The organism is Nitrosomonas sp. (genome assembly GCF_040256045.1).
Taxonomy (GTDB): domain Bacteria; phylum Pseudomonadota; class Gammaproteobacteria; order Burkholderiales; family Nitrosomonadaceae; genus Nitrosomonas.
Genome location: NZ_JBDZWD010000008.1, coordinates 19,366 through 39,529, shown reverse-complemented (window position 1 = coordinate 39,529; position 20,164 = coordinate 19,366). Strand labels below are relative to the sequence as shown.

Here is a 20,164-nt window from a genome sequence, read left to right as displayed (position 1 = left end):
CTGGATACTATTATTTCTTGCCTGCTATTGCGAAATAGCTCGTCATGAGGTTCCGGTAATTCGGAATATGATTGGAGAAGAGCTCCCCAAGTCCTTCGATATCGTTACGCCAGTCACGATGCAGTTCACAGGCCATGGCAAACCAGTTGATCAACTGTACACCGGCTGCCTGCATCCGTAACCAGGCAGTATGGCGGGTTACTTCGTTGAAAGTACCCGAAGCGTCGGTAATGATGAATACTTCATAACCCTGCTCCAATGCTGACAAGGCTGGAAAAGCCACACAGACTTCGGTAACGACGCCGGCGATGATGAGTTGTTTACGTCCGGTGTTCTTCACCGCATTGACGAAATCTTCATTATCCCAGGCGTTAATATTGCCGGGCCGGGCAATGTAGGGAGCATTTGGGAACATTTCTTTCAGCTCTGGTACGAGTGGCCCGTTCGGACCTTCTTCGAAGCTGGTAGTAAGGATAGTGGGTAATTTGAAATACTTGCCACATGCACCGACAGCCAGAACGTTGTTCTTGAACTCGCTCGGTCCAAAGTCCTGGACTAATGAGATCAGACCTGCCTGGTGGTCTACCAGTAACAGTGCTGCGTCATCTTTGGAAAGGCGGCTGTATTTGAATGGTTTGCTCATGATTAAATTTCTCCGTAGTTGATGGTCCGAAATGAGTTAATTCTAATTCCAACACCAGGGCAATATCTAGCCTGGCAGATCAGTGTTGTTGCTGGGCAATCAAGGCCCGGTATTCGAGCGCCTGTTTGTCGCGCCCGATGGCTGCAACGGCGACTGTTTTACCTCCTGTTTTGTAACTGATCAGGCAGTCATACGCAGCCATATCACCTTCGATTTCAAGTGTATCCCATGGTCCTGCATAGCCGACGTAACGGATCGAAATATCGTAATGGGCACTCCAGAAGAAAGGGATATCCCGAAAAGCAGTACGTGTTCCGAGTATGTTTTCTGCCGCTACCTGTCCATGCCGTTCGGCAAGTACCCAGTGTTCGATTCGTTGTGTTTTGCCACTGGCTTCATCACGCCAGCGTGCGACATCACCTGCTGCAAAGATGCTGGGTATGCTGGTTTCGAGGTACTCATTCACCAGGATACCGTTATCGACGGTGATACCAGCTTCTTCCGCTAGCGATATACATGGTCTGACACCGACTCCGATGATGACAAGATCGGCCATCAGTTCGCTGCCGTTGCTCAGTACGACCTTGTGTGGCTCGATACGAGCAAGAGAGGTATCCATGTGGAACTGTACACCATGCTGTTCATGGAGATTGCGAACGAAATCACCCGGTTCAGAGCCAAGTATTTTTTCCAGCGGGTGTTTGTCCAGCGAAACCACGTGCACATCCAGTTCCCGTGCACGCAAGGCTGCAGCCGCTTCCAGACCGATGAATCCGGATCCCAGTATAACCGCGGCTTTGGCATGCTTTGCCCGTTCGATGATGGCGCGGCTGTCGGCCAATGTACGCAGGGTGAAGACATGACTTTGATCTGCCCCCGGAATCGGTAACCGTACCGGTTCGGCGCCGGTTGCCAGCAGCAGGCGATCAAACGGGAAGATGCGGCCGTCATCAGTCGTGACGGTATGCTCGGTGGTATCGATTTTTGTTACCGTCGTGTGAAGCTGAAGGTCGATACGGTTGCGCACGTAGAAATCATCAGATTTCAGGGGAATCCATTCTTCCGGTGCATTGCCGGCGAGGTAATCTTTTGACAGATTGGGGCGGTCGCAGGGCGCATCGGAGTCTTCACTCAGCATGGTGAGTTGTCCCTGATAGCCGCGTCGGCGCAGCATTTCCGCGCAGGCAAAACCCGCAGCACCGCCACCGATGATAACAACACTGGCTGGCTGGTTTGCTGCCGTGGCGGGTATAGATCGGGGTTTTTGTGTGATTTTGTCCCGCACGACGATTCGGTTTCCCTCACGCTCAACCTGCCAGCATGGTAAGGGATCAAATGCGGGCGCACCGAGTGCTTCACCGCTGCGCAGTGAGAAACAGGCATGGTGCCAGGGACAGCGCACCGTTTCACCGACAACCAATCCTTCCGTCAGTGGAGCACCATAGTGTGTACAGGTTGCGCCGACGGCTGTTATTTCATCACCGATGCGGGCAAGAATGACAGGTTCGTCTCCTACATGCCCGCGCAGCAGGGGTTGATTGCCAAAATCCGAGAGGGAAATACCTTGTGTCAGGTCAGGGCCTGCTTCTTCAGATAAATATGAAGTCATTGCGATCCTCCTTTTTGAAACCGGTTGGCGTGAATAGCTGCGGTTCAATATGCGATGCCTGAAAGACCACAACTACTGCACAGCTATTCATAGCATAGCACGAGGTCATTTCATTCGCAGGGTATCACCATCGTATTTCCGGGATGAATCAGCCCTGCAACAGAGCAGGTTTGATTGTGGATTTATGATGAGCGGGTAGCAGTAACGGGCAGGTTGTCAGTTAGATGCCACCCTCGAAACCGATTTGCCGCCAGGCTTCGTAAATGATGACTGCTGCCGCATTGGAGAGATTCAGACTGCGGGAAGCGGGAAGCATGGGGATACGGATGCGGCGACCCTGCGGGAAGCTTTCCAGCACTTCGGTGGGTAATCCGCGGGTTTCAGAGCCGAACAGGAACACATCATTGCCTGTATAAGCCACCTTACCATGGTGCTGAGTTGCCCGGGTGGTGACAGCAAAGATGCGGCATCCATCCATGAGCTTCAGGCAGGATGCCAAATCTTCATGCACGGTAAGGCGGGCCCATTCGTGGTAATCCAGGCCGGCGCGCCGTAGTTGCCGGTCACTCAGATCGAACCCCAGTGGCTGGATCAGGTGTAGTTGTGCGCCGGTGTTGGCGCACAGACGGATGATGTTGCCAGTGTTGGGGGGAATTTCGGGCTGGTGGAGAATGATCTGGAGCATACGGGTTAGTTTTAAGGCTCGATCGGCTGACCGGTTTCGTTATTCCCGGGAAGGTCAGTTGCTCTTCTTGCGGCTGGGGTGCCCGGAAATGCTCTAGCGATTACCCAGGCGCGGACATCGGTCGCTCCCTGTCGGCGTATGATTTTGGCCAGTTCATTCAGGGTGGCGCCGCTGGTCATGACATCATCCACAATGGCGACCTGTTTTCCGGAAAAATCCCGATTGCAGGTAAAGGCATTGCGGACATTCTGCGGACGGTTTTTCCACGGCAGCTCAGTTTGCGAAGGTGTGCTGCGGATGCGTGTACAGGCGGCGGACAGCAATTCGACTCCCGTTTGCTTGCATAAATGACGGCCGATTTCGAGTGCCTGGTTGAATCCTCTTTCCCGCAGTCTGGCCGGGTGAAGCGGTACCGGGATGATGTAATCAGGCAGGGGATCATTCCGGAGTCTGCCCAGCAGCAAACTGGCCAATATCGGTGCCAGTGGCAGATCGGAGCGGTATTTCAATGCCTGCACCAGAGCATCTACCGGGAAGGTATAGCGCAAAGCGGCTCGGACATGGCTCCAGGCCGGCGGATTGCGCAGGCAGGTACCACAAATTTCCGGTGAAGTCATCGGTAACAGGCAGGACGGGCAGTGTACTGGCGGCAATCCGGGAAGATCCCGCAGACAGGCATTGCAGATATCCTGATGATCAGGTGCCTGGCACAATACACAGTGTTTATGACTGAACAGTTGTTCAGAATTTAATCGCCTGTTTAATATTAGAGAGGAAAGAATTGACAACTCGAGTGTTATCCGTGATGATTTCGCGCTATTCATTATAACTTGGAGCAGGCTCTTGCCGAGAATGATCATGGAATCCGTAACCAGTCCAATTTCTGAAAAACAGTGCGGATGTGCACAGGCTCACCTTGATTCGGCAACACAGCAGGGATCATCATTGTCATTGCGCTGGTCGATCGCAGCGATCGAATCGCTGCTGGATCTGCCGTTTTCTGATCTGATTTTTCAGGCACAGACGGTGCATCGCGAGCATCACGCCGCTAATGCTGTGCAACTGTCCACGCTGATTTCTGTAAAAACCGGTGGATGTTCAGAGGATTGTGCCTATTGTCCGCAGGCGGCGCGTTACCATACCGGGGTGGAGAATCAGGCGATTCTGTCGCGTGAGGAAGTCGTGGCAGCAGCTACCCAGGCTAAGGAAAGCGGTGCCACCCGTTTTTGTATGGGGGCGGCATGGCGCGGACCGAAGCAGCGCGATATCGAGTACATGACCGAAGTCATCAGTGCAGTCAAGGCATTGGGGATGGAGACCTGTGCCACCCTGGGTATCCTCAAGCCGGGCCAGGCTGCTCAACTCAAACAGGCGGGACTGGATTACTACAATCACAATCTTGATACTGCCCCCGAGTTTTACGGTGAAATCATTACCACACGTGACTATCAGGATCGGTTGGATACACTGGAGGAAGTGCGCAGCGCCGATATCAACGTGTGTTGTGGGGGTATCGTCGGCCTGGGGGAATCACGCATGGCCCGGGCAGGATTGATTGTGCAACTGGCCAATCTCGATCCTTATCCCGAATCGGTACCAATCAATTATCTGGTTCAAGTAGAGGGTACCCCTTTATATGGCACGCCCGAACTTGATCCGTTCGAATTCGTCCGTACCATTGCAGCAGCACGTATTACCATGCCCAAAGCAATGGTCAGACTTTCCGCCGGTCGTCGGCAAATGCCGGAAGCCATCCAGGCACTGTGTTTTCTGGCGGGCGCCAATTCCATCTTCTATGGCGATAAATTGCTGACGACGGGTAACCCGGATACGGAAAAAGATCTGGCGTTGTTTGAAAAACTGGGGCTGCATGCATTGTAGTCGGTGTGCAGGGTAGTCGTATGCTGGCGGATCTGAGCGAAGCGTTACGGGAGCGCCAGCAGGGAGGGCTGTACCGTTCGCGTCCGGTGCTTGAAGGGCCGCAATCTCCGCATGTTACTATCGATGGCAGGGATTTTCTGGCTTTTTGCAGTAACGATTATCTGGGGTTGGCCAATCACCGGGCCCTGATCGAAGCTGCAGCGGAAGGTGCGCGGCGTTATGGTGTTGGCTCAGGCGCTTCTCACCTGATCAGCGGTCATTTTCGTGCACATCATGAACTGGAGGAGGCGCTGGCAGCGTTTGTCGATCTACCGCGTGCATTGCTGTTTTCTACTGGGTACATGGCCAATATGGCGGTGGTAACTGCACTGGCAGGCCGGGGAGATGCGATCTTTGCAGATCGTCTCAATCATGCTTCACTCAATGATGCTGCTTTGCTTTCTCGCGCCCGTTTCATTCGTTACCCGCATCTCGATCTCGATACCCTGGCACAGCAGCTGGAAACGACAAAAGCCCGGCGCCGGCTGGTTGTCACTGATGCGGTATTCAGCATGGATGGTGATATGGCACCGGTTGCTGAGCTGCTGACATTGTGTCAGCGCTTTGATGCCTGGCTGCTGCTGGATGATGCGCATGGATTCGGGGTGCTGGGGGAACAAGGCAAAGGCAGTCCGTATCATTCACAGAGGATGGAACGGGATACACCCCATCTGATTTACATGGCTACGTTGGGTAAGGCGGCAGGGGTATCCGGTGCTTTCGTAGCGGCACAAGCCCCTGTCGTTGAGACACTTATCCAGCATGGCCGCACCTATGGCTATACTACGGCAGCACCACCTTTGCTGGCGCATACCTTACTGACCAGCCTGCAACTGATCAGCAAGGAGAGCGGGCGGCGAGAACGACTTGTTTTGCTAATCGAGCGATTGCGGCAGAGATTGCACTCCCTTCCCTGGTCATTATTGCCGTCTGAAACACCGATACAGCCCTTGCTGGTGGGTGAAAGTCAGGAAGCTGTCCGGCTGGATCTGGCATTGCGTGAGCGTGGTATCTGGGTGCCGGCTATCCGACCGCCGACTGTACCGCAAGGTATGGCGCGATTGCGTATCAGTTTGTCTGCCGCGCATACCGAAGCGGATGTCGATCGATTGGGTGCAGCTTTGTATGATCTGGCCAGATACTGACATGGCCCGGATACATATCGAGACGACCGGAAATGGTCCTGATCTGGTGATGTTGCATGGCTGGGCCATGCACAGTGGTGTGTGGGATGGCGTGGCGGAATCGTTGGCGCAGCGCTTCCGGCTGCATCGGATTGATTTGCCGGGGCATGGTGCCAGTCGTGATTGTGCGCTGGATTCACTGGACCAGATGACCGAAGTGATTGCAGACTGTTTGCCCGATCGTTATAGCGTGTGTGGCTGGTCGCTCGGAGGTCAGGTAGCGATCAAGCTGGCATTGCAGGTGCCGGAACGTGTCCAGCAACTGGTACTGGTTGCCGGTACCCCTTGTTTTGTCAGGCGCGCAGACTGGCCATGGGGAATGGAAGCCTCCACTCTGGTGCTGTTCATGGAAAACCTGGCGCGCGATTATATCCAGACGCTCAACCGTTTTCTGACCCTGCAAGTCAGCGGCAGTGAGGATCAAGCCCGGGTATTGGCGTGGTTGCGTAAGAGCATTTTACGTGACCAGCCGCCAACACCGGCAACACTTCAGGCAGGATTGAAAATTTTGCAGACCAGTGATTTGAGAGCTGAATTGAATCGGATCAGTCAGCCTGTACTGCTGATCCACGGCCAGAACGATGTCATCACTCCGGCCGGTGCAGCAGACTGGATGCAGCAACATTTGTCCCGGGCGCGGCTGGTACTGTTTCCCCATTGCGGCCATGCGCCGTTTCTTTCTTTTCCTGAACAATTCGTGAGTTGTTTCGATGCATTATGATCATGTACTCGACAAGCGCATGCTGCGTCGATCGTTCGAGCAGGCAGCAGCCGATTATGACCAGTCTGCCGTGCTGCAGCGGGAGATATGTGACCGCATGCTGTCCCGTCTGGAATACATCAAATATGTTCCTGCCAGAATACTTGATGCAGGCAGCGGAACCGGTTACGGTACGCGCAAGCTGATTGAACGTTATTCTGCAGCAGAAATCATGCCGATGGATATTGCGCTGACGATGCATCGCTGTGCACGCACGGCAATCTCGGAACAAATACCGGGCTGGCAGCGCTGGCTGCCATTCAGGCGTCATCAGCCCAGGAGTTATATTTGTGCGGATATCGAGCAATTACCTTTGCGCGAAGCCAGTATCGGGATGATCTGGTCCAATCTGGCGATCCAGTGGTGCAATGATCTGAGGCAAACATTCGCGGAAGCCTATCGTGTGCTGGAGAACGGCGGCCTGCTGATGTTCAGCACATTCGGACCGGATACATTGAAGGAATTGCGGCAGGCTTTCAAGTCAGCGGACTCATTCAGCCATGTCAATCGTTTTACTGATATGCACGATATCGGTGACATGCTGGTGAATTGTGGTTTTTCATTACCAGTCATGGATATGGAATACATCACGCTGACTTATGAGGATGTCAGGGATGTGATGCACGATCTCAAGGCGATTGGTGCCCGCAACGTGACACAAGGGCGCAGACGCGGATTGACCGGTAAAGCAGCGTGGCAGCAGGTGATCAATCGGTATGAGGCGTTGCGCCAGGACGGCAGGCTGCCGGCTACTTATGAAGTGGTTTATGGCCATGCCTGGAAACCGGAATCGCGCCAGATCCAGTTGAAACCAGAGACACGGCGCAAGCTTGGTCTGGAGCCGTAATGATACCCGCCGGATTTTTTGTCACTGGCACCGATACCGGAATCGGTAAAACTGTGGTGAGCTGTGCCCTGCTGCACGCTTTCTCGGCTGCAGGTCGTACGGTGATCGGGATGAAACCGGTAGCGGCAGGCTGTGAAAACGGGCACTGGCAGGATGTGGAAAATCTAAAGAAAGCCAGCAATGTCAGCATGCCGCAATCGCTGATCAATCCCTATGCCTTTGTAGAACCGATTGCGCCGCATATCGCTGCTCGACAGGAAGGTGTCGTTATCGACCTGGGGATGATTCGGCGGATTTGTGAACAGCTGCAGGCGGCAGCAGAAGTAACGATAGTCGAAGGGGTTGGAGGTTTTCGGGTGCCATTGTCGTCATCAGACGCGCCGAATGACCGCTACGACACCAGCGATCTCGCCAGGATACTGGGATTGCCGGTAATTCTGGTGGTGGGTATGCGGTTGGGTTGTCTCAATCATGCGTTACTGACAGCCCGTGCGATTGAATCAGCCGGATTGAGACTGGCAGGCTGGGTAGCGAATACCATTGATCTGGAAATGCTGCAACCGGCGGCAAATTTGCAGACCCTGACTGAGTGGCTCGATTGCCCATTGCTGGGTGTTTTACCATTTCAGGAACAACTTGATATGCGGCAGCTTGCCGGGCTGATCGATTTATCTCGACTGGAGTCAAGCTGGAATTGTATAACCTGATTTACAGTATCAGTTTAAGTTTCTCGGTGGCCTTGACGAGTTCGGCTAGAATGCCGGCTTCCCAAGCCGAATGACCGGCGTCATTGACTACGATATAGTCGGCCTGCGGCCAAGCCAGGTGCAAATCATGCGCGCTGACGATCGGACAGACAGCATCGTAACGTCCCTGTACGATGACACCGGGCAGATGGTGAATCTTGTGTATATTTTCCAGTAGACTGTTTTCCGGCAGAAAGATATTGTTCCTGAAATAATGTGCTTCTATTTTTGCCAGACCGAGCGCGACCGTATCACTGGTGAAATAATCGACTGTGTCAGGATTGGGCAGCAGGGTTGAGCAGCTTCCTTCGTAGTGCCCCCATGCTTTCGCCGCTGGCATGTGAACAGCAGGGTCGGGATCCATCAGCAAACGATAGTAAGAAGAAAGAATGTCGCATTGTTCGATTGATGAGAGGCGGGCGACAAATTCGCGCCAGACTTCTGGGAAAAAGTTGCGCAAGCCGTACAAGAACCAGTTGATTTCACCGGGGCGGCAAAGAAAAATGCCGCGTAAGATGAATCCCATGCAGCGATCAGGATGAGCCTCGCCATAGGCGAGTGCCAGTGTGCTGCCCCAGGATCCGCCAAAAATCAGCCATTGTTCGATACCGAGATATCGTCGCAAGGTTTCGATATCCTCGATGAGCAGCGGAGTAGTGTTTTCTCTGGTCTCACCCAGAGGTAGTGAACGCCCGGCGCCACGCTGGTCGAAAATGACGATCCGATAACAGGCAGGGTCAAAGAAACGTCGATGAGCAGGTGTGGCGCCCGCTCCCGGCCCACCGTGAAGGAATAAGACGGGGATACCGTTCCGATTACCTGATTGCTCCCAGTACATGGTGTGAGTATCGTCCAGCGGAAGCATGCCGTGATCATAAGGTTCAACAGGGGGGAAAAGCCCGGTATGTGTCATGGTGTATTGTGCAGATGGGTTATAAGGGAAGCACAGGTTATAGCTGTGCGATGCTATTTTAGCACTGTGGCATATCAGGATTGTATCCGGTAGTTTAGCCGAATTACCAGTTAGACTGGTATGACGTTACCAGTCGAATAAAATAGTTCGCAGGAATCTCGTATCTTGTGTACTGTCTGGTAGACCAAAACTTGGAAAGGTAAAACAGGAGTGGAAGGATTGATGCTGGTAAAAATCTGGGCAAGGTAAATTGCCAGTGGACGAAATTGTTTCACAGGGCTCTCAACCGTCGAGACTGGGTTTGGTTCTGACTGGAGGTGGTGCGCGAGCCGCTTATCAGATTGGCGTGCTGCGCGCAATTGCCGAGATATTGCCTCCGCACGCTTGCAGCCCTTTTCCGGTTGTCTGTGGTACCTCCGCCGGCGCAATCAATGCTGCTGGTCTTGCCATGGCTGCAACCCATTTTTCTACGGGGATCAAGCGACTGGAAGCAGTATGGAGCAATCTCCATACTGCCCAGATCTATCGCTCTGATTTGATCGGGGTGCTGCATAATGCGTTGCGTTATTTTGGTTCGATCGTGTCGAGCAGAATGGCGGGTAAGCCTGTTTCGCTGTTGGACAACACCCCGCTTAGACAGCTGCTAGCTTGTCATTTGCCCTTCAGGGGGATACGCAGGAGCATTCATGCAGGGGCATTGCACGCACTAGGAATAACGGCCTGGGGGTATGCATCCGGGCAGTCAGTTACTTTTTATCAGGCTAATCCCAGCGTTATTCCCTGGAAGCGTGCGCAACGCATTGGTGTTCCTTCACGTATTGGTATGCAACATCTGGTGGCATCTGCTTCAATTCCATTTATTTTTCCGGCAATCCGGGTCAATCGTGAGTATTTTGGTGATGGTTCCATGCGGCAGCTTGCACCGCTTAGTCCCGCATTGCATCTCGGTGCAGACCGCTTACTGGTGATTGGTGTGAACGAGAAAAAGGAAACAGATTGCGAACGTGTCAAGGTGACCGGATATCCGCCGCTGGCGCAGATTGCCGGGCATGTGATGAATAGTATTTTCGTCGATACCCTGGATGGTGATCTTGAGCGTTTGCAGCGTATCAATCAGACATTGAGTCTGATTCCTGAGACACAAATGGAAAGCATTTCTGCGCTGCGTACGGTGGATTGTATGGTGATTACACCCAGCGAAAGGATCGATGAGCTGACGCAAGCGTATGCCAGCAGTTTGCCGCGCCCAATCCGCTACTTTTTCCATGCTGCTGGGGCAATGGGTCCGAAGGGTTCTGCCATGCTCAGTTATGTATTGTTTGAGGCTCCTTTTTGCCGGGCCCTGATCGATCTGGGCTACCGGGACACCTTGCGTCAGCGGGATGAGGTATTTGCATTTATTTCCGAGCGACAGGAGTAGAAAATATGGAAGTGACTGATCCACAGTTCTGGATTGCCGTTTTTCAGATCATTGCCATCGATATTGCTTTGGGTGCGGATAATGCCGTGGTAATTGCGCTGGCATGCCGGAATCTGCCGGAGAATAAACGTAATCAGGGGATATTCTGGGGAACGGCGGGGGCGATCGTTATACGAATCCTGCTGGTCTTTTTTGCGCTCCAGCTGTTGGCGTTGCCTTATCTGAAAATTATTGGTGGTTTGTTGTTGCTGTGGATCGGCGTTAAACTGCTATTGCCGGAGCCTGCCAGCGAAAGCGGGCCGGTTGTGAAAGGGGGAGCGACGACCCTGCCGGGCGTGATCAGAACCATCATCATCGCCGATACGGTGATGAGTCTGGATAATGTCATGGGAATTGCCGGTGCAGCCAGAGACAGTCTTACGCTGGTAATATTCGGTCTTTTATTCAGCGTTCCTATCATCATCTGGGGTAGCAAACTGGTGATGAAATGGATTGAGCGTTTTCCTGTCATTGTTGTCATCGGTGCCGGTTTACTCGGCTGGATTGCCGGTGATTTGCTCACAGGTGATACGGTTAGTCAGGAATGGGTTGCAACACGGGCTGTCTATCTGCAATGGCTGGTGCCGGCAGCCTGTTCGCTGCTGGTGATCGGGATCGGAAAATGGCTAACGATCCGGATACAGAAAAAAGCGCAAATGTCCATGGATTTACTGGGAAAAGATTGAAACGGATCATCCGGCGGAGCAGGCAATGATGTAACGGGCTGTGACCTTGCACCGAAGTATAGTCTGTGATGAAACACACGTGAAAGAGAGGCGCTTTATGTTAAAAATGTTACTGCCGATCGATGGTTCTGAAGCTTCCGGACGGGCTGTCGAGGAGTTTGTGAAAAGGCTCGACTGGTACCGTGAAAAACCGGAGATTCACCTGCTGAACGTGCGGATGCCGCTGACTGGCAATGTTTCCATGTTTGTCAGCAAGGAAGAGATTGGTGATTATTACCGTGAGGAAGGTCTTAGAAATCTGCAACAGGCCCGCGGCTATCTGGAAGAAAAAGGGGTTGCCTATCGGCACCATATCGTCGTGGGGGAGGTGGTGACGATGATCCTGCAATTTGCCGAGGAGATACAGTGTGACCAGATCGTTATCGGTCCGCGCGGGTTGGGTGCGGTCAAGGGTTTATTGCTCGGTTCAGTTGCCAGCAAACTGATTCAACTTTCGACTGTTCCGGTTTTGTTGCTCAAATAGCGGGAATCAGCCGTAATCCTCCATCTGTTAAAGCAAATGATCTGTTGGCGGTTGCTATTAAATCCGGGGTGGAGGGTTCATAAACTTGAAATTGAAGGTATTGGGCTGTAGCGGTGGAATCGGGAGTAATTCTCATACCACTGCAATGCTGCTGGACGAGGATATTCTGATCGATGCCGGTACCGGAGTCGGCACGCTCGCTCTGGATGATCTGCTGAAAATCGATCATGTATTTGTCACGCATTCCCATCTGGATCATATTGCCTTTATTCCTTTTCTGGTCGATACGACTGGCAGTCTGCGTGAGCGTCCGCTGACTGTGCACGCTTTGCCAGCGACGCTGGAATGTCTGCAGCAGCATATCTTCAACTGGCATGTGTGGCCGGATTTTTCCCGTATCCCTGATACCGTTCATCCGTATATGCGTTACCAGCCATTTGCGGTGGGTGAGACTATAGTACTGGGTTCGCGCAGGATCACACCGCTGCCTGCTTATCATGCCATTCCGGCTGCGGGCTTTCAGCTCGATTCCGGTCAGGCCAGTCTGGTATTTACCGGCGATACCACTGCCAATGATGAATTGTGGGAAGCCATCAACCGGATTACCAACCTGCGCTATCTGATCATCGAGTCTGCTTTTAGTGATATCAAACATGATATCGCGAGGCGTTCCGGGCATTTCTATCCTGCCTTGCTCGCAGATGAACTGAATAAACTGCAACACGATGCCGAAATATACATTACCCATCTGCGTCAGGGTGAAGCTGAACTGACTATGCAGGAAATTCTTGCCAGTGTCAGCCGTTTTGATCTGCGCAGGTTGATGAGTAATCAGATATTTGAATTCTAGGATAGAGTGAACATGGGCATATTTCTGACTTCTGAAGCTGGTTCCGGCATTGTATCGGATACTCAAATACCGCCGAATTCTGACGGGCGTTTGCAATCTGTGATTGACCGGATTCAGGCGGCAGGAAATGTTGATGAAATCATATTTGAAACGAGTCGGGACATCTGCGAGATTTTCAACGCGGATCGCCTTACGATGTATACCCTCGATAATGATAAAACCAGTCTTACGGCACGCGTTAAAATCGGCCTGGATTCCTGGCAGAATTTGAAACTGCCTATCAACGAACATAGTATTGCCGGTTTTGTGGGGCTCCACAAGAGAGTCGTCAATTTCGGGGATGTTTATGATCGGTGTGAGCTCAGGGAGCAGGGGGAATATCTGCGTTTTTTGCAGGAAGTGGATAAGCGGACCGGTTACCGGACCAAACAGATGCTTGTGGCACCGATTCTGAATGCCGGTGATAACGATCTGCTGGGTGTGATGCAGCTCATCAATAACAAGGCCGATGAACCTTTCTCACAAAAGGTTGTGGATGAGTTGGGTGAAATCTGTCAGGTGCTGGCAGTTGCGCTCAGACGGCGCCAAATGCAGCAGTTACTGGGTCGAACCCGTTATGACCAGTTGATCATCAACGCTTTGATCAGCGCTAATGAATTTGAGCTGGCAAGCAGGCGGGCGCGTGAAACAGGTCATGATCTGGAAGATGTGTTGATCGATGAATTCGGTATCAGTGTGACACAGGTGGGAGAGGCACTGGCTGTCTTCTTTGGCGTGAGATACGAACGATACCGACCGGATCGGATCAAGCCGATGGATCTGCTCAAGAATCTCAAGCGAGAATTTGTCGAGAGCAACAGTTGGCTGCCGATTGATGATGGAACTGAAGGGCTGATGGTCCTGACTCTGGATCCCGAACGTATCAGGGCGTTACGTATCGTCAACCAGATTTTTCCAAAGCGCAGGATCATCTACACGGTTTGTACCCGGCGCGAATTTCAGGCCATGCTGGATCTGTTTTATGGCAGCAATGAAACCGAGAATCTTGGTGGAAGCATCGATGAAATGCTTTCCAATCTAGGTGAGGGTGATGGCGGAGAAGAAAGCAGAGAAACTGAAACGGATGAAGCTTCCGCTGCTGCGGATAACGAGCTGGTCAAGCTGGTCAACCGCATCATCATGGACGCCTATAAAACAGGCGCTTCTGATATTCATGTCGAACCTTTACCAGGTAAGGGGAAAACCAGTATTCGCTTTCGCAAGGATGGCTCACTGATGCCTTATATCGAAATTCCTGCCAGTTACCGCAATCCGCTGGTCACTCGTATCAAGATCATGTGTGATCTTGATATTTCAGAAAAACGCAAACCGCAGGATGGCAAGATTAAATTTCGCAAATTCGCCCCCCTTGATATCGAGCTTCGGGTCGCGACGATTCCTTCTGCTGGTGGTGTGGAAGACGTGGTGATGCGTATTCTGGCTGCTGGGGAACCGATTCCGCTGGAGAAAATGGGATTTACCCCCTTCAACCTGGAACGACTGAAATCGATCATCAGTAAACCTTACGGACTGTTCTTCGTCTGCGGTCCGACGGGCTCCGGTAAAACAACGACGTTGCATTCCATTCTCAAATACCTGAACCGGCCAGAAACCAAAATCTGGACGGCGGAAGATCCGGTTGAAATTACGCAGAAAGGGTTGCGTCAGGTGCAGATCAACCCTAAAGCCGGCCTGACATTCGCCACGATAATGAAATCCTTTCTGCGGGCAGATCCCGATATCATCATGGTAGGTGAAATGCGGGACAAGGAAACAACCAGTATCGGTATCGAGGCTTCGCTTACCGGGCATCTGGTTTTCGCAACCCTGCATACCAACAGTGCACCCGAATCCATCATCCGTTTGCTGGATATGGGTATGGATCCGTTCAATTTTGCTGATGCCTTACTCGGGATTCTGGCACAACGTCTGGCCAAGCGACTGTGCAAATGTAAGAAACCTCACGTAGCCAGCCGGGAGGAAATTCATGCGCTGCTGACAGAGTATTGTGTAGAACTGAAGAATATCGAGCGCTTCAAGGTTGACCCTAAGGCAGCCTACCGTGAAATCGAATCCCGCTGGGTTCAGCAGTATGGCGATGAAAACGGGCAGATTACCCTGTATGAACCGGTTGGTTGTGACCACTGTACACAAACGGGTTATGCCGGCCGGGTGGGTTTGCATGAATTGCTGACTGCTACCGATGCACTCAAGAAAAATATACAGGAACACGCACGTGTTGCTGAGATGCTGATAACTGCACTGCATGACGGTATGCGCACCCTGAAACAGGACGGGATTGAAAAAGTGTTACAGGGAATTACCGATATTCATCAGGTACGGGCAGTGTGTATCAAATAATGTTGTAGCAGCAGTACTTCGTTAGTATGAATATGCTCTGATCCGGCAATTTCAGTACAACTGGTTTTCATCCTTGCCTTGCTGGTAGCCGAATGTCTGGCCTGTGGATGCCCGAATAACCGGCGTGATTTTCCCCAATTCCTTCTTTTGCTTCTAATAGATTCTGCTAGTCTTGCTGCTGCAGAAGGCATGCTTCGGGATGATGTTCTTCCTGGCTTGCAGTGGTGCTCCCCAGGCAGCCTCTCGGATATCTCCGGGTGATTACGACGATTACAGTGAAGTTTCAGGAGGATGATCATGCAGATTTCAGATGATAAGAAGCGATTGCGGTTGGTCAAATCTTCGACTGCCGGCAAGAAAAAGACCAGAGGGATAGTAAAAAACCGGAATCCAGTGGTTGGCGCGGATGAGTATGGTCAGCAGGTCGAACAGTACGCACGTCGTATCCGGGAGACCAGTGATGTAAACGAAATTATCAATATCCTGGATACTGTGCTGGGGGAAACCCGAAATCTGCGTTACAGCAATGAAATGTACAGTGCGCAGGAGCAGGTGCGAGTCACAGAGAAGCAGATCGAGTTACTCAAACTGGAGCTGGAGCAACTGCGAGAGTTAATACATTACGATCCGATGACCGGCGCGTTCAATCGGCGTGGGCTGGATGCTGTTTATGTGCGAGAGGCAGCGCGTGCTGACCGGAATGAGAATACATTGTGTGCGGTTATGCTTGATCTGGATGATTTCAAGCAAATCAATGATACCCATGGCCATCAGTTTGGTGATGATGTCCTGATTCACTTTGTAAAGATGGCAAAGAAATCATTACGGCCAAGTGACGTGGTCGCCCGCTACGGCGGTGAAGAATTCGTCATACTGTTGCCGGATACTACGTTGGAATCAGCAGTCTGGGTGATGCAACGTCTACAGAATAATTTTTCCAGAAAAGCGTTATCGGATATGGAAGGTAATTCTGTTCTAGTTACCTTTAGTAGTGGCGTTGCTTCTCGACAATTTCACGAAAACCAGAAATCCTTGCTCAAACGTGCAGATGAGGCACTTTACCAGGCCAAACACTCCGGCAAGAGTCGCGTAATGATTACACCTGTTAATGAGTAACGTTTAATGGAGAGTATTTTTCTGGGCAAACAGCCGATTCTGGATCGTAATCAGAATCTGATCGCATACGAACTCCTGTTTCGGACAACAGAAGATAATCAGGCAAAAATTTCAGACGGTTTCCGTGCTTCTGCCAATGTGGTGGTAAATATGTATGGTTACCTGGGAATTCAGCAGGTACTGGGTAATCTGCGTGGGTTTATCAATATCAACCATGAACTACTCATGGACGATACCATTTTGTTGCTGTCCAGTAAACATGTGGTGCTGGAACTGTTGGAAACAGTTTCTGCTACGCCTGAAGTAGTGCAGCGTTGTACCGAGCTGAAACAGATGGGGTATCAGCTTGCACTGGATGATGTGACCCTGATTGACAATAGAATCAGTGCATTGCTTCCAATTGTCAATGTGGTCAAGGTTGATGTGCTGGCCTTGACAGATAGCGAAATCAGCGAATTGATTCAGAAGCTGAAAGCATGGCCGGTTGTCCTACTGGCGGAAAAAGTAGATAATCCAGAACGTGCCAGAATGTGTATGGATCTGGGTTTCGAGATGTTCCAGGGTTATTTTTTTGCTAGGCCGGTCATTGTTTCTGGTGGCAAAATCGAATCCGGTAAATTATCTCTTCTGCGGTTGCTGTCGCTGGTGATGCGTGATGCGAAAATCGATGAAATAGAACAATTGCTCAAGCGCGAACCAGGTTTGAGTTACAGCCTTTTGCGGATGGTTAATTCGGTAGCGGCGGCATTGCCTCAAAAAATCGGCTCAATACGGCAGGCCATCATTGCGATGGGTTACCGGCCCTTGAGAAGGTGGGTTCAGTTGCTGCTGTATGCTGCAGATCCTTCTAGAGAATTGAATGAAGCCAATGCATTGATGCAAACTGCGGCTATCCGTGGAAGACTGATGGAGCTGATTGCAACCATTGATCGCCCGCATGACAAAAATTACCATGATCGGGCTTTCATGATAGGGATAATGTCTTTGCTGGATACACTCTTCGGGATGGAAATTCAGCAGATCGTGGATAAACTGGAAATGCCGGATGAAGTTATTCGTGCCCTCGTGCATCGTGAAGGTCGGCTTGGCTGTAAACTGCGGTTGATTGAAGCAAGAGAAAGAGGAAATGCGGAACAGGTTGAGAAAGCTATGGTGGAGCTCGAATTTCTCGATCAGCCTGATTTGGTAAAAGCAGAGCTCAATGCACTGGATTGGGCTAATCATATCAATCAGCCGGCTTCGTGCTGATTGACATGGGTTATCCGCCGAATTTTTGCTTTGTATGGCAGCTATATGTGGAATGATAATCTCTCAGTCTCATTTGGATTGAGTTGTTGCCAAAATAGTTGCTTCCATTGTAAAAAAATCTGGGTTAGAATCATTCTTAGCTTTATGGATTTGCAGAGGTAAAAAACACATAAGGCAGGTAGTGTCGGGTACCTAGACTTAAAAAGTCGCCGTCGGTTTCCCGCGCGAATGGGAGTTTATCCGAGGCAGGATAAAAAGTTTAATTATTATTAGGAGGATAAAGCATGGGATACGATGATGCAGCGACAACTCAAAGGGAAATCGAGAAAAATGGTGCAGCATGGAAAGTAATTTTGGTTAGCACAGCAGCTTTTATTGTAATCGGTGCTGTGATCTGGTTTGGTGGAATTGGCGGCAAATACTAATATTTATCATTTTTTGTACTATATTCAGGCAACCTGGATTCTACTAGGTCTAGGTTGCCTTACTTTTTGAGAAGCCAGTTCATTAAAATTGGTTGGCCGTTTGTACGGGCTCAGTAAATTTCTCTCCCTCTTCTTCGCAGCACCTTTTCTTTTTCACTTTCCTGTCATTTTTCGTGGATCAACCCACATATCGAATTGTTCTGCAGTGACATAACTTAGCCTGATTGCGGCTTCTTTTAGTGTCAGCATTTCATGGTGGGCTTTTTTGGCTATTTCAGCTGCCCTGTCGTAACCGATGTAAGGAGTAAATGCGGTAACCAGCATCAGTGATTCTTGTAAATGGTGCTTGATTCGAACTGTATTGGCCGTAATACCGCTCGCACAATGGGTATTAAAGCTTTCTGCACCATCCGTGAGCAAACGTGTGCTTTGTAAAAAATTGTGGATGATCAGGGGTTTCATGGTATTAAGTTCGAAATTTCCCATGGCTCCCCCCAGATTGATTGCAACATCATTGCCCATGACTTGACAAGCAAGCATGACAACTGCCTCTGACTGGGTGGGATTGACTTTTCCGGGCATGATCGAACTACCGGGTTCGTTTTCCGGAATAAAGATTTCACCAATGCCGCAACGCGGGCCGGATGCCAGCCAGCGAACGTCATTGGCAATTTTGATTAGTGCTGCTGCCAGTGTTTTCAGCACTCCATGTGCATGGACCAGGGCATCATGCGCCGCCAGCGCCTCAAATTTATTGGCAGCCGTTATGAAAGGATAGCCGCTGAGGCGTGCAATTTCTGCTGCGACACGCTTTGCAAATTCCGGGTGAGTGTTGAGACCAGTGCCTACGGCTGTCCCTCCCAGCGCCAGTTCGAGCAGATGCGGTAGCGCAGATTCGAGATGAGCTAGGCTATGGTCGAGCTGTGAAACATAGCCCGAGAACTCCTGTCCCAGTGTGAGCGGGGTGGCATCCTGCAAATGTGTTCGGCCGATTTTGACGATCTCTGAAAACTCTTCCGATTTGGAAGCCAGGGTTTTACGCAACGTTTCTAGAGCCGGAATTAATCGGTTGCAGATAGCTTCCACGGCAGCAATGTGCATAGCAGTGGGAAAAACATCATTGGAAGATTGCCCTTTGTTGACGTGGTCATTAGGGTGCACCTTGCGATCTTTGCCACGTGTACCACCCAGAATTTCCGAAGCACGATTGGCCAGTACCTCGTTCATATTCATGTTTGTCTGGGTGCCAGATCCGGTCTGCCAGATTACCAACGGGAATTCGTTGGTATGTTTCCCTGCCAGTACTTCATCGGCAGCGGTGACGATTGCCCGGGCGATGTTCTCGTCCAGTAATCCCAGATCATGGTTGACACTGGCGGCGGCGCGTTTGACTAGCGCCAGTGCGTGGATTAGGTCCGGTGGCATACGTTCGCCCGAAATGTTGAAGTTGCTGAGCGATCGTTGCGTTTGTGCGCCCCAGAGAGCGGCCGCAGGTACTCGCACAGTACCCATTGCGTCATATTCTTCGCGATACTGGTCCATGGTAGTTTCCAGAAAAAGTTGGCGGGATTTATAGAAAAGAATGATCAGCCGTGGGTATTGAATTGCTGTTCAAACGCTTCCAGTAATACAGGCGGCTGGGGTCGCCACCCTTTCTTGCGGTGTTCCGCGACGACATTGGTGAAAATACCCCCGCGTACATAGAATTTCGAAGTCAGCCGGATAAAGCGGGGTTTCATGGCGGCCACCAGATCATCCAGAATCCGGTTGGTCACTGCTTCGTGGAAAGCACCTTCATCACGGTATGACCAGATGTAGAGCTTGAGACTCTTGAGTTCGATACATTTTTTATCGGGAATATAATCCAGCATCAGTCGTGCAAAATCCGGCTGTCCGGTTTTGGGGCAGAGACAGGTAAACTCCGGTATTTCCATGTGAATCCGGTAGTCGCGTGTCTGTACGGGATTTTCGAAGATTTCCAGTTGCTTCGAAGGTTGGGTGGTCATAGTCTCCTCGATGTGTACGGCAGGCAAATCGCAAATTGTTTAGCAGGTTGGGAAACGCCCTGATAGGTGCATTGCTGTGTTGGAACAGACCTAAATGCTTATTTACTTCCGGTAAATTCCGCTGTTTTATCCGTTTCCGTCTTA

Annotated in this window: 20 protein-coding genes; 13 read left to right on the top strand and 7 right to left on the bottom strand. The window is 51.1% G+C overall.

The genetic code is table 11. The features are described from left to right. Positions 1–10: 10 nt before the first annotated feature. The 4 genes from ycaC to ABUL11_RS02880 form a co-directional block, all read right to left on the bottom strand. On the bottom strand, positions 11–643 hold the full coding sequence (gene ycaC, locus ABUL11_RS02895) for an isochorismate family cysteine hydrolase YcaC (RefSeq protein WP_350282359.1): 633 nt from the start codon (positions 641–643) through the stop codon (positions 11–13). A 79-nt stretch (positions 644–722) separates the two neighbouring features. Beyond that, positions 723–2,252, bottom strand: coding sequence for an FAD-dependent oxidoreductase (locus ABUL11_RS02890; protein ID WP_350282358.1), 1,530 nt, complete (start codon positions 2,250–2,252; stop codon positions 723–725). Between the two features lie 220 nt (positions 2,253–2,472). Then, complete coding sequence (locus ABUL11_RS02885; RefSeq protein WP_350282357.1) at positions 2,473–2,937, bottom strand: tRNA (cytidine(34)-2'-O)-methyltransferase; 465 nt, start codon at positions 2,935–2,937, stop codon at positions 2,473–2,475. Positions 2,938–2,948: 11 nt separating this feature from the next. Continuing rightward, positions 2,949–3,650, bottom strand: coding sequence for a ComF family protein (locus tag ABUL11_RS02880; protein WP_350282356.1), 702 nt, complete (start codon positions 3,648–3,650; stop codon positions 2,949–2,951). 145 nt (positions 3,651–3,795) lie between these two features. On the opposite strand from ABUL11_RS02880, the gene bioB reads away from it, so the two are divergent. Genes bioB through bioD form a run of 5 tightly spaced genes read left to right on the top strand, consistent with a single transcriptional unit; the run spans position 3,796 to position 8,355 of the window. After that, positions 3,796–4,818 (top strand): biotin synthase BioB, encoded by a 1,023-nt coding sequence (bioB, locus tag ABUL11_RS02875; protein WP_350282355.1) that lies wholly within the window; start codon positions 3,796–3,798, stop codon positions 4,816–4,818. A 20-nt stretch (positions 4,819–4,838) separates the two neighbouring features. Beyond that, entirely contained in the window at positions 4,839–6,002 is a 1,164-nt protein-coding gene (gene bioF / locus ABUL11_RS02870) for an 8-amino-7-oxononanoate synthase (RefSeq protein WP_350282378.1), read from the top strand. 1 nt (position 6,003) lies between these two features. Continuing rightward, entirely contained in the window at positions 6,004–6,762 is a 759-nt protein-coding gene (bioH, locus tag ABUL11_RS02865; protein ID WP_350282354.1) for a pimeloyl-ACP methyl ester esterase BioH, read from the top strand. Beyond that, complete coding sequence (gene bioC, locus ABUL11_RS02860; RefSeq protein WP_350282353.1) at positions 6,752–7,648, top strand: malonyl-ACP O-methyltransferase BioC; 897 nt, start codon at positions 6,752–6,754, stop codon at positions 7,646–7,648. The genes bioH and bioC overlap by 11 nt, the downstream gene beginning before the upstream one ends. Next, a complete protein-coding gene (gene bioD / locus ABUL11_RS02855) occupies positions 7,648–8,355 on the top strand; it encodes a dethiobiotin synthase (protein ID WP_350282352.1) in 708 nt (235 codons plus the stop codon). Before bioC ends, bioD begins: the two co-directional genes overlap by 1 nt. A gap of 1 nt (position 8,356) precedes the next feature. Here bioD and pip read toward each other — a convergent pair whose 3' ends face one another. Then, positions 8,357–9,307 (bottom strand): prolyl aminopeptidase, encoded by a 951-nt coding sequence (gene pip, locus ABUL11_RS02850; protein WP_350282351.1) that lies wholly within the window; start codon positions 9,305–9,307, stop codon positions 8,357–8,359. A gap of 256 nt (positions 9,308–9,563) precedes the next feature. Here pip and ABUL11_RS02845 point away from each other — a divergent pair, with 256 nt between their 5' ends. The 8 genes from ABUL11_RS02845 to ABUL11_RS02810 all read left to right on the top strand — a co-directional run bounded on the left by ABUL11_RS02845 (position 9,564) and on the right by ABUL11_RS02810 (position 18,014). Continuing rightward, the gene (locus ABUL11_RS02845) at positions 9,564–10,727 is read left to right on the top strand and encodes a patatin-like phospholipase family protein (protein WP_350282350.1); all 1,164 of its coding nucleotides are present in this window, start codon (positions 9,564–9,566) and stop codon (positions 10,725–10,727) included. Between the two features lie 5 nt (positions 10,728–10,732). Further along, positions 10,733–11,452 carry a TerC family protein gene (locus ABUL11_RS02840; RefSeq protein WP_350282349.1) on the top strand — a complete coding sequence of 240 codons (720 nt, stop codon included), beginning with the start codon at positions 10,733–10,735 and terminating at the stop codon, positions 11,450–11,452. Positions 11,453–11,549: 97 nt separating this feature from the next. Beyond that, a complete protein-coding gene (locus ABUL11_RS02835) occupies positions 11,550–11,975 on the top strand; it encodes a universal stress protein (protein WP_350282348.1) in 426 nt (141 codons plus the stop codon). An 85-nt stretch (positions 11,976–12,060) separates the two neighbouring features. Further along, positions 12,061–12,825 (top strand): 3',5'-cyclic-nucleotide phosphodiesterase, encoded by a 765-nt coding sequence (locus ABUL11_RS02830; protein ID WP_350282347.1) that lies wholly within the window; start codon positions 12,061–12,063, stop codon positions 12,823–12,825. Between the two features lie 12 nt (positions 12,826–12,837). Next, positions 12,838–15,225: a GspE/PulE family protein gene (locus tag ABUL11_RS02825; protein WP_350282346.1), complete on the top strand. Its 2,388-nt coding sequence runs from the start codon at positions 12,838–12,840 to the stop codon at positions 15,223–15,225. A gap of 297 nt (positions 15,226–15,522) precedes the next feature. Then, positions 15,523–16,341: a GGDEF domain-containing protein gene (locus ABUL11_RS02820; protein WP_350282345.1), complete on the top strand. Its 819-nt coding sequence runs from the start codon at positions 15,523–15,525 to the stop codon at positions 16,339–16,341. Between the two features lie 6 nt (positions 16,342–16,347). Beyond that, positions 16,348–17,589 carry an EAL and HDOD domain-containing protein gene (locus tag ABUL11_RS02815; RefSeq protein ID WP_350282344.1) on the top strand — a complete coding sequence of 414 codons (1,242 nt, stop codon included), beginning with the start codon at positions 16,348–16,350 and terminating at the stop codon, positions 17,587–17,589. A 284-nt stretch (positions 17,590–17,873) separates the two neighbouring features. Further along, positions 17,874–18,014, top strand: a complete 141-nt coding sequence (locus ABUL11_RS02810) for a hypothetical protein (protein WP_350282343.1) — start codon at positions 17,874–17,876, stop codon at positions 18,012–18,014. Between the two features lie 153 nt (positions 18,015–18,167). On the opposite strand, the gene fumC is transcribed toward ABUL11_RS02810, so the two are convergent. Both fumC and queF read right to left on the bottom strand, forming a co-directional pair. After that, on the bottom strand, positions 18,168–19,556 hold the full coding sequence (gene fumC, locus ABUL11_RS02805; RefSeq protein WP_350282342.1) for a class II fumarate hydratase: 1,389 nt from the start codon (positions 19,554–19,556) through the stop codon (positions 18,168–18,170). Between the two features lie 44 nt (positions 19,557–19,600). Further along, positions 19,601–20,020 (bottom strand): preQ(1) synthase, encoded by a 420-nt coding sequence (gene queF / locus ABUL11_RS02800; RefSeq protein WP_350282341.1) that lies wholly within the window; start codon positions 20,018–20,020, stop codon positions 19,601–19,603. Between the last annotated feature and the right edge of the window lie 144 nt (positions 20,021–20,164).

Excerpts from the sequence above, each read along its gene's own strand:
- ycaC (WP_350282359.1), bottom strand. The coding sequence starts at position 643 with ATGAGCAAACCATTCAAATACAGCCGCCTTTCCAAAGATGACGCAGCA.
- ABUL11_RS02890 (WP_350282358.1), bottom strand. The coding sequence starts at position 2,252 with ATGACTTCATATTTATCTGAAGAAGCAGGCCCTGACCTGACACAAGGT.
- ABUL11_RS02885 (WP_350282357.1), bottom strand. The coding sequence starts at position 2,937 with ATGCTCCAGATCATTCTCCACCAGCCCGAAATTCCCCCCAACACTGGC.
- bioB (WP_350282355.1), top strand. The coding sequence starts at position 3,796 with ATGGAATCCGTAACCAGTCCAATTTCTGAAAAACAGTGCGGATGTGCA.
- bioF (WP_350282378.1), top strand. The coding sequence starts at position 4,839 with ATGCTGGCGGATCTGAGCGAAGCGTTACGGGAGCGCCAGCAGGGAGGG.
- bioH (WP_350282354.1), top strand. The coding sequence starts at position 6,004 with ATGGCCCGGATACATATCGAGACGACCGGAAATGGTCCTGATCTGGTG.
- bioC (WP_350282353.1), top strand. The coding sequence starts at position 6,752 with ATGCATTATGATCATGTACTCGACAAGCGCATGCTGCGTCGATCGTTC.
- bioD (WP_350282352.1), top strand. The coding sequence starts at position 7,648 with ATGATACCCGCCGGATTTTTTGTCACTGGCACCGATACCGGAATCGGT.
- pip (WP_350282351.1), bottom strand. The coding sequence starts at position 9,307 with ATGACACATACCGGGCTTTTCCCCCCTGTTGAACCTTATGATCACGGC.
- ABUL11_RS02840 (WP_350282349.1), top strand. The coding sequence starts at position 10,733 with ATGGAAGTGACTGATCCACAGTTCTGGATTGCCGTTTTTCAGATCATT.
- ABUL11_RS02835 (WP_350282348.1), top strand. The coding sequence starts at position 11,550 with ATGTTAAAAATGTTACTGCCGATCGATGGTTCTGAAGCTTCCGGACGG.
- ABUL11_RS02825 (WP_350282346.1), top strand. The coding sequence starts at position 12,838 with ATGGGCATATTTCTGACTTCTGAAGCTGGTTCCGGCATTGTATCGGAT.
- ABUL11_RS02820 (WP_350282345.1), top strand. The coding sequence starts at position 15,523 with ATGCAGATTTCAGATGATAAGAAGCGATTGCGGTTGGTCAAATCTTCG.
- ABUL11_RS02815 (WP_350282344.1), top strand. The coding sequence starts at position 16,348 with ATGGAGAGTATTTTTCTGGGCAAACAGCCGATTCTGGATCGTAATCAG.
- ABUL11_RS02810 (WP_350282343.1), top strand. The coding sequence starts at position 17,874 with ATGGGATACGATGATGCAGCGACAACTCAAAGGGAAATCGAGAAAAAT.
- fumC (WP_350282342.1), bottom strand. The coding sequence starts at position 19,556 with ATGGACCAGTATCGCGAAGAATATGACGCAATGGGTACTGTGCGAGTA.
- queF (WP_350282341.1), bottom strand. The coding sequence starts at position 20,020 with ATGACCACCCAACCTTCGAAGCAACTGGAAATCTTCGAAAATCCCGTA.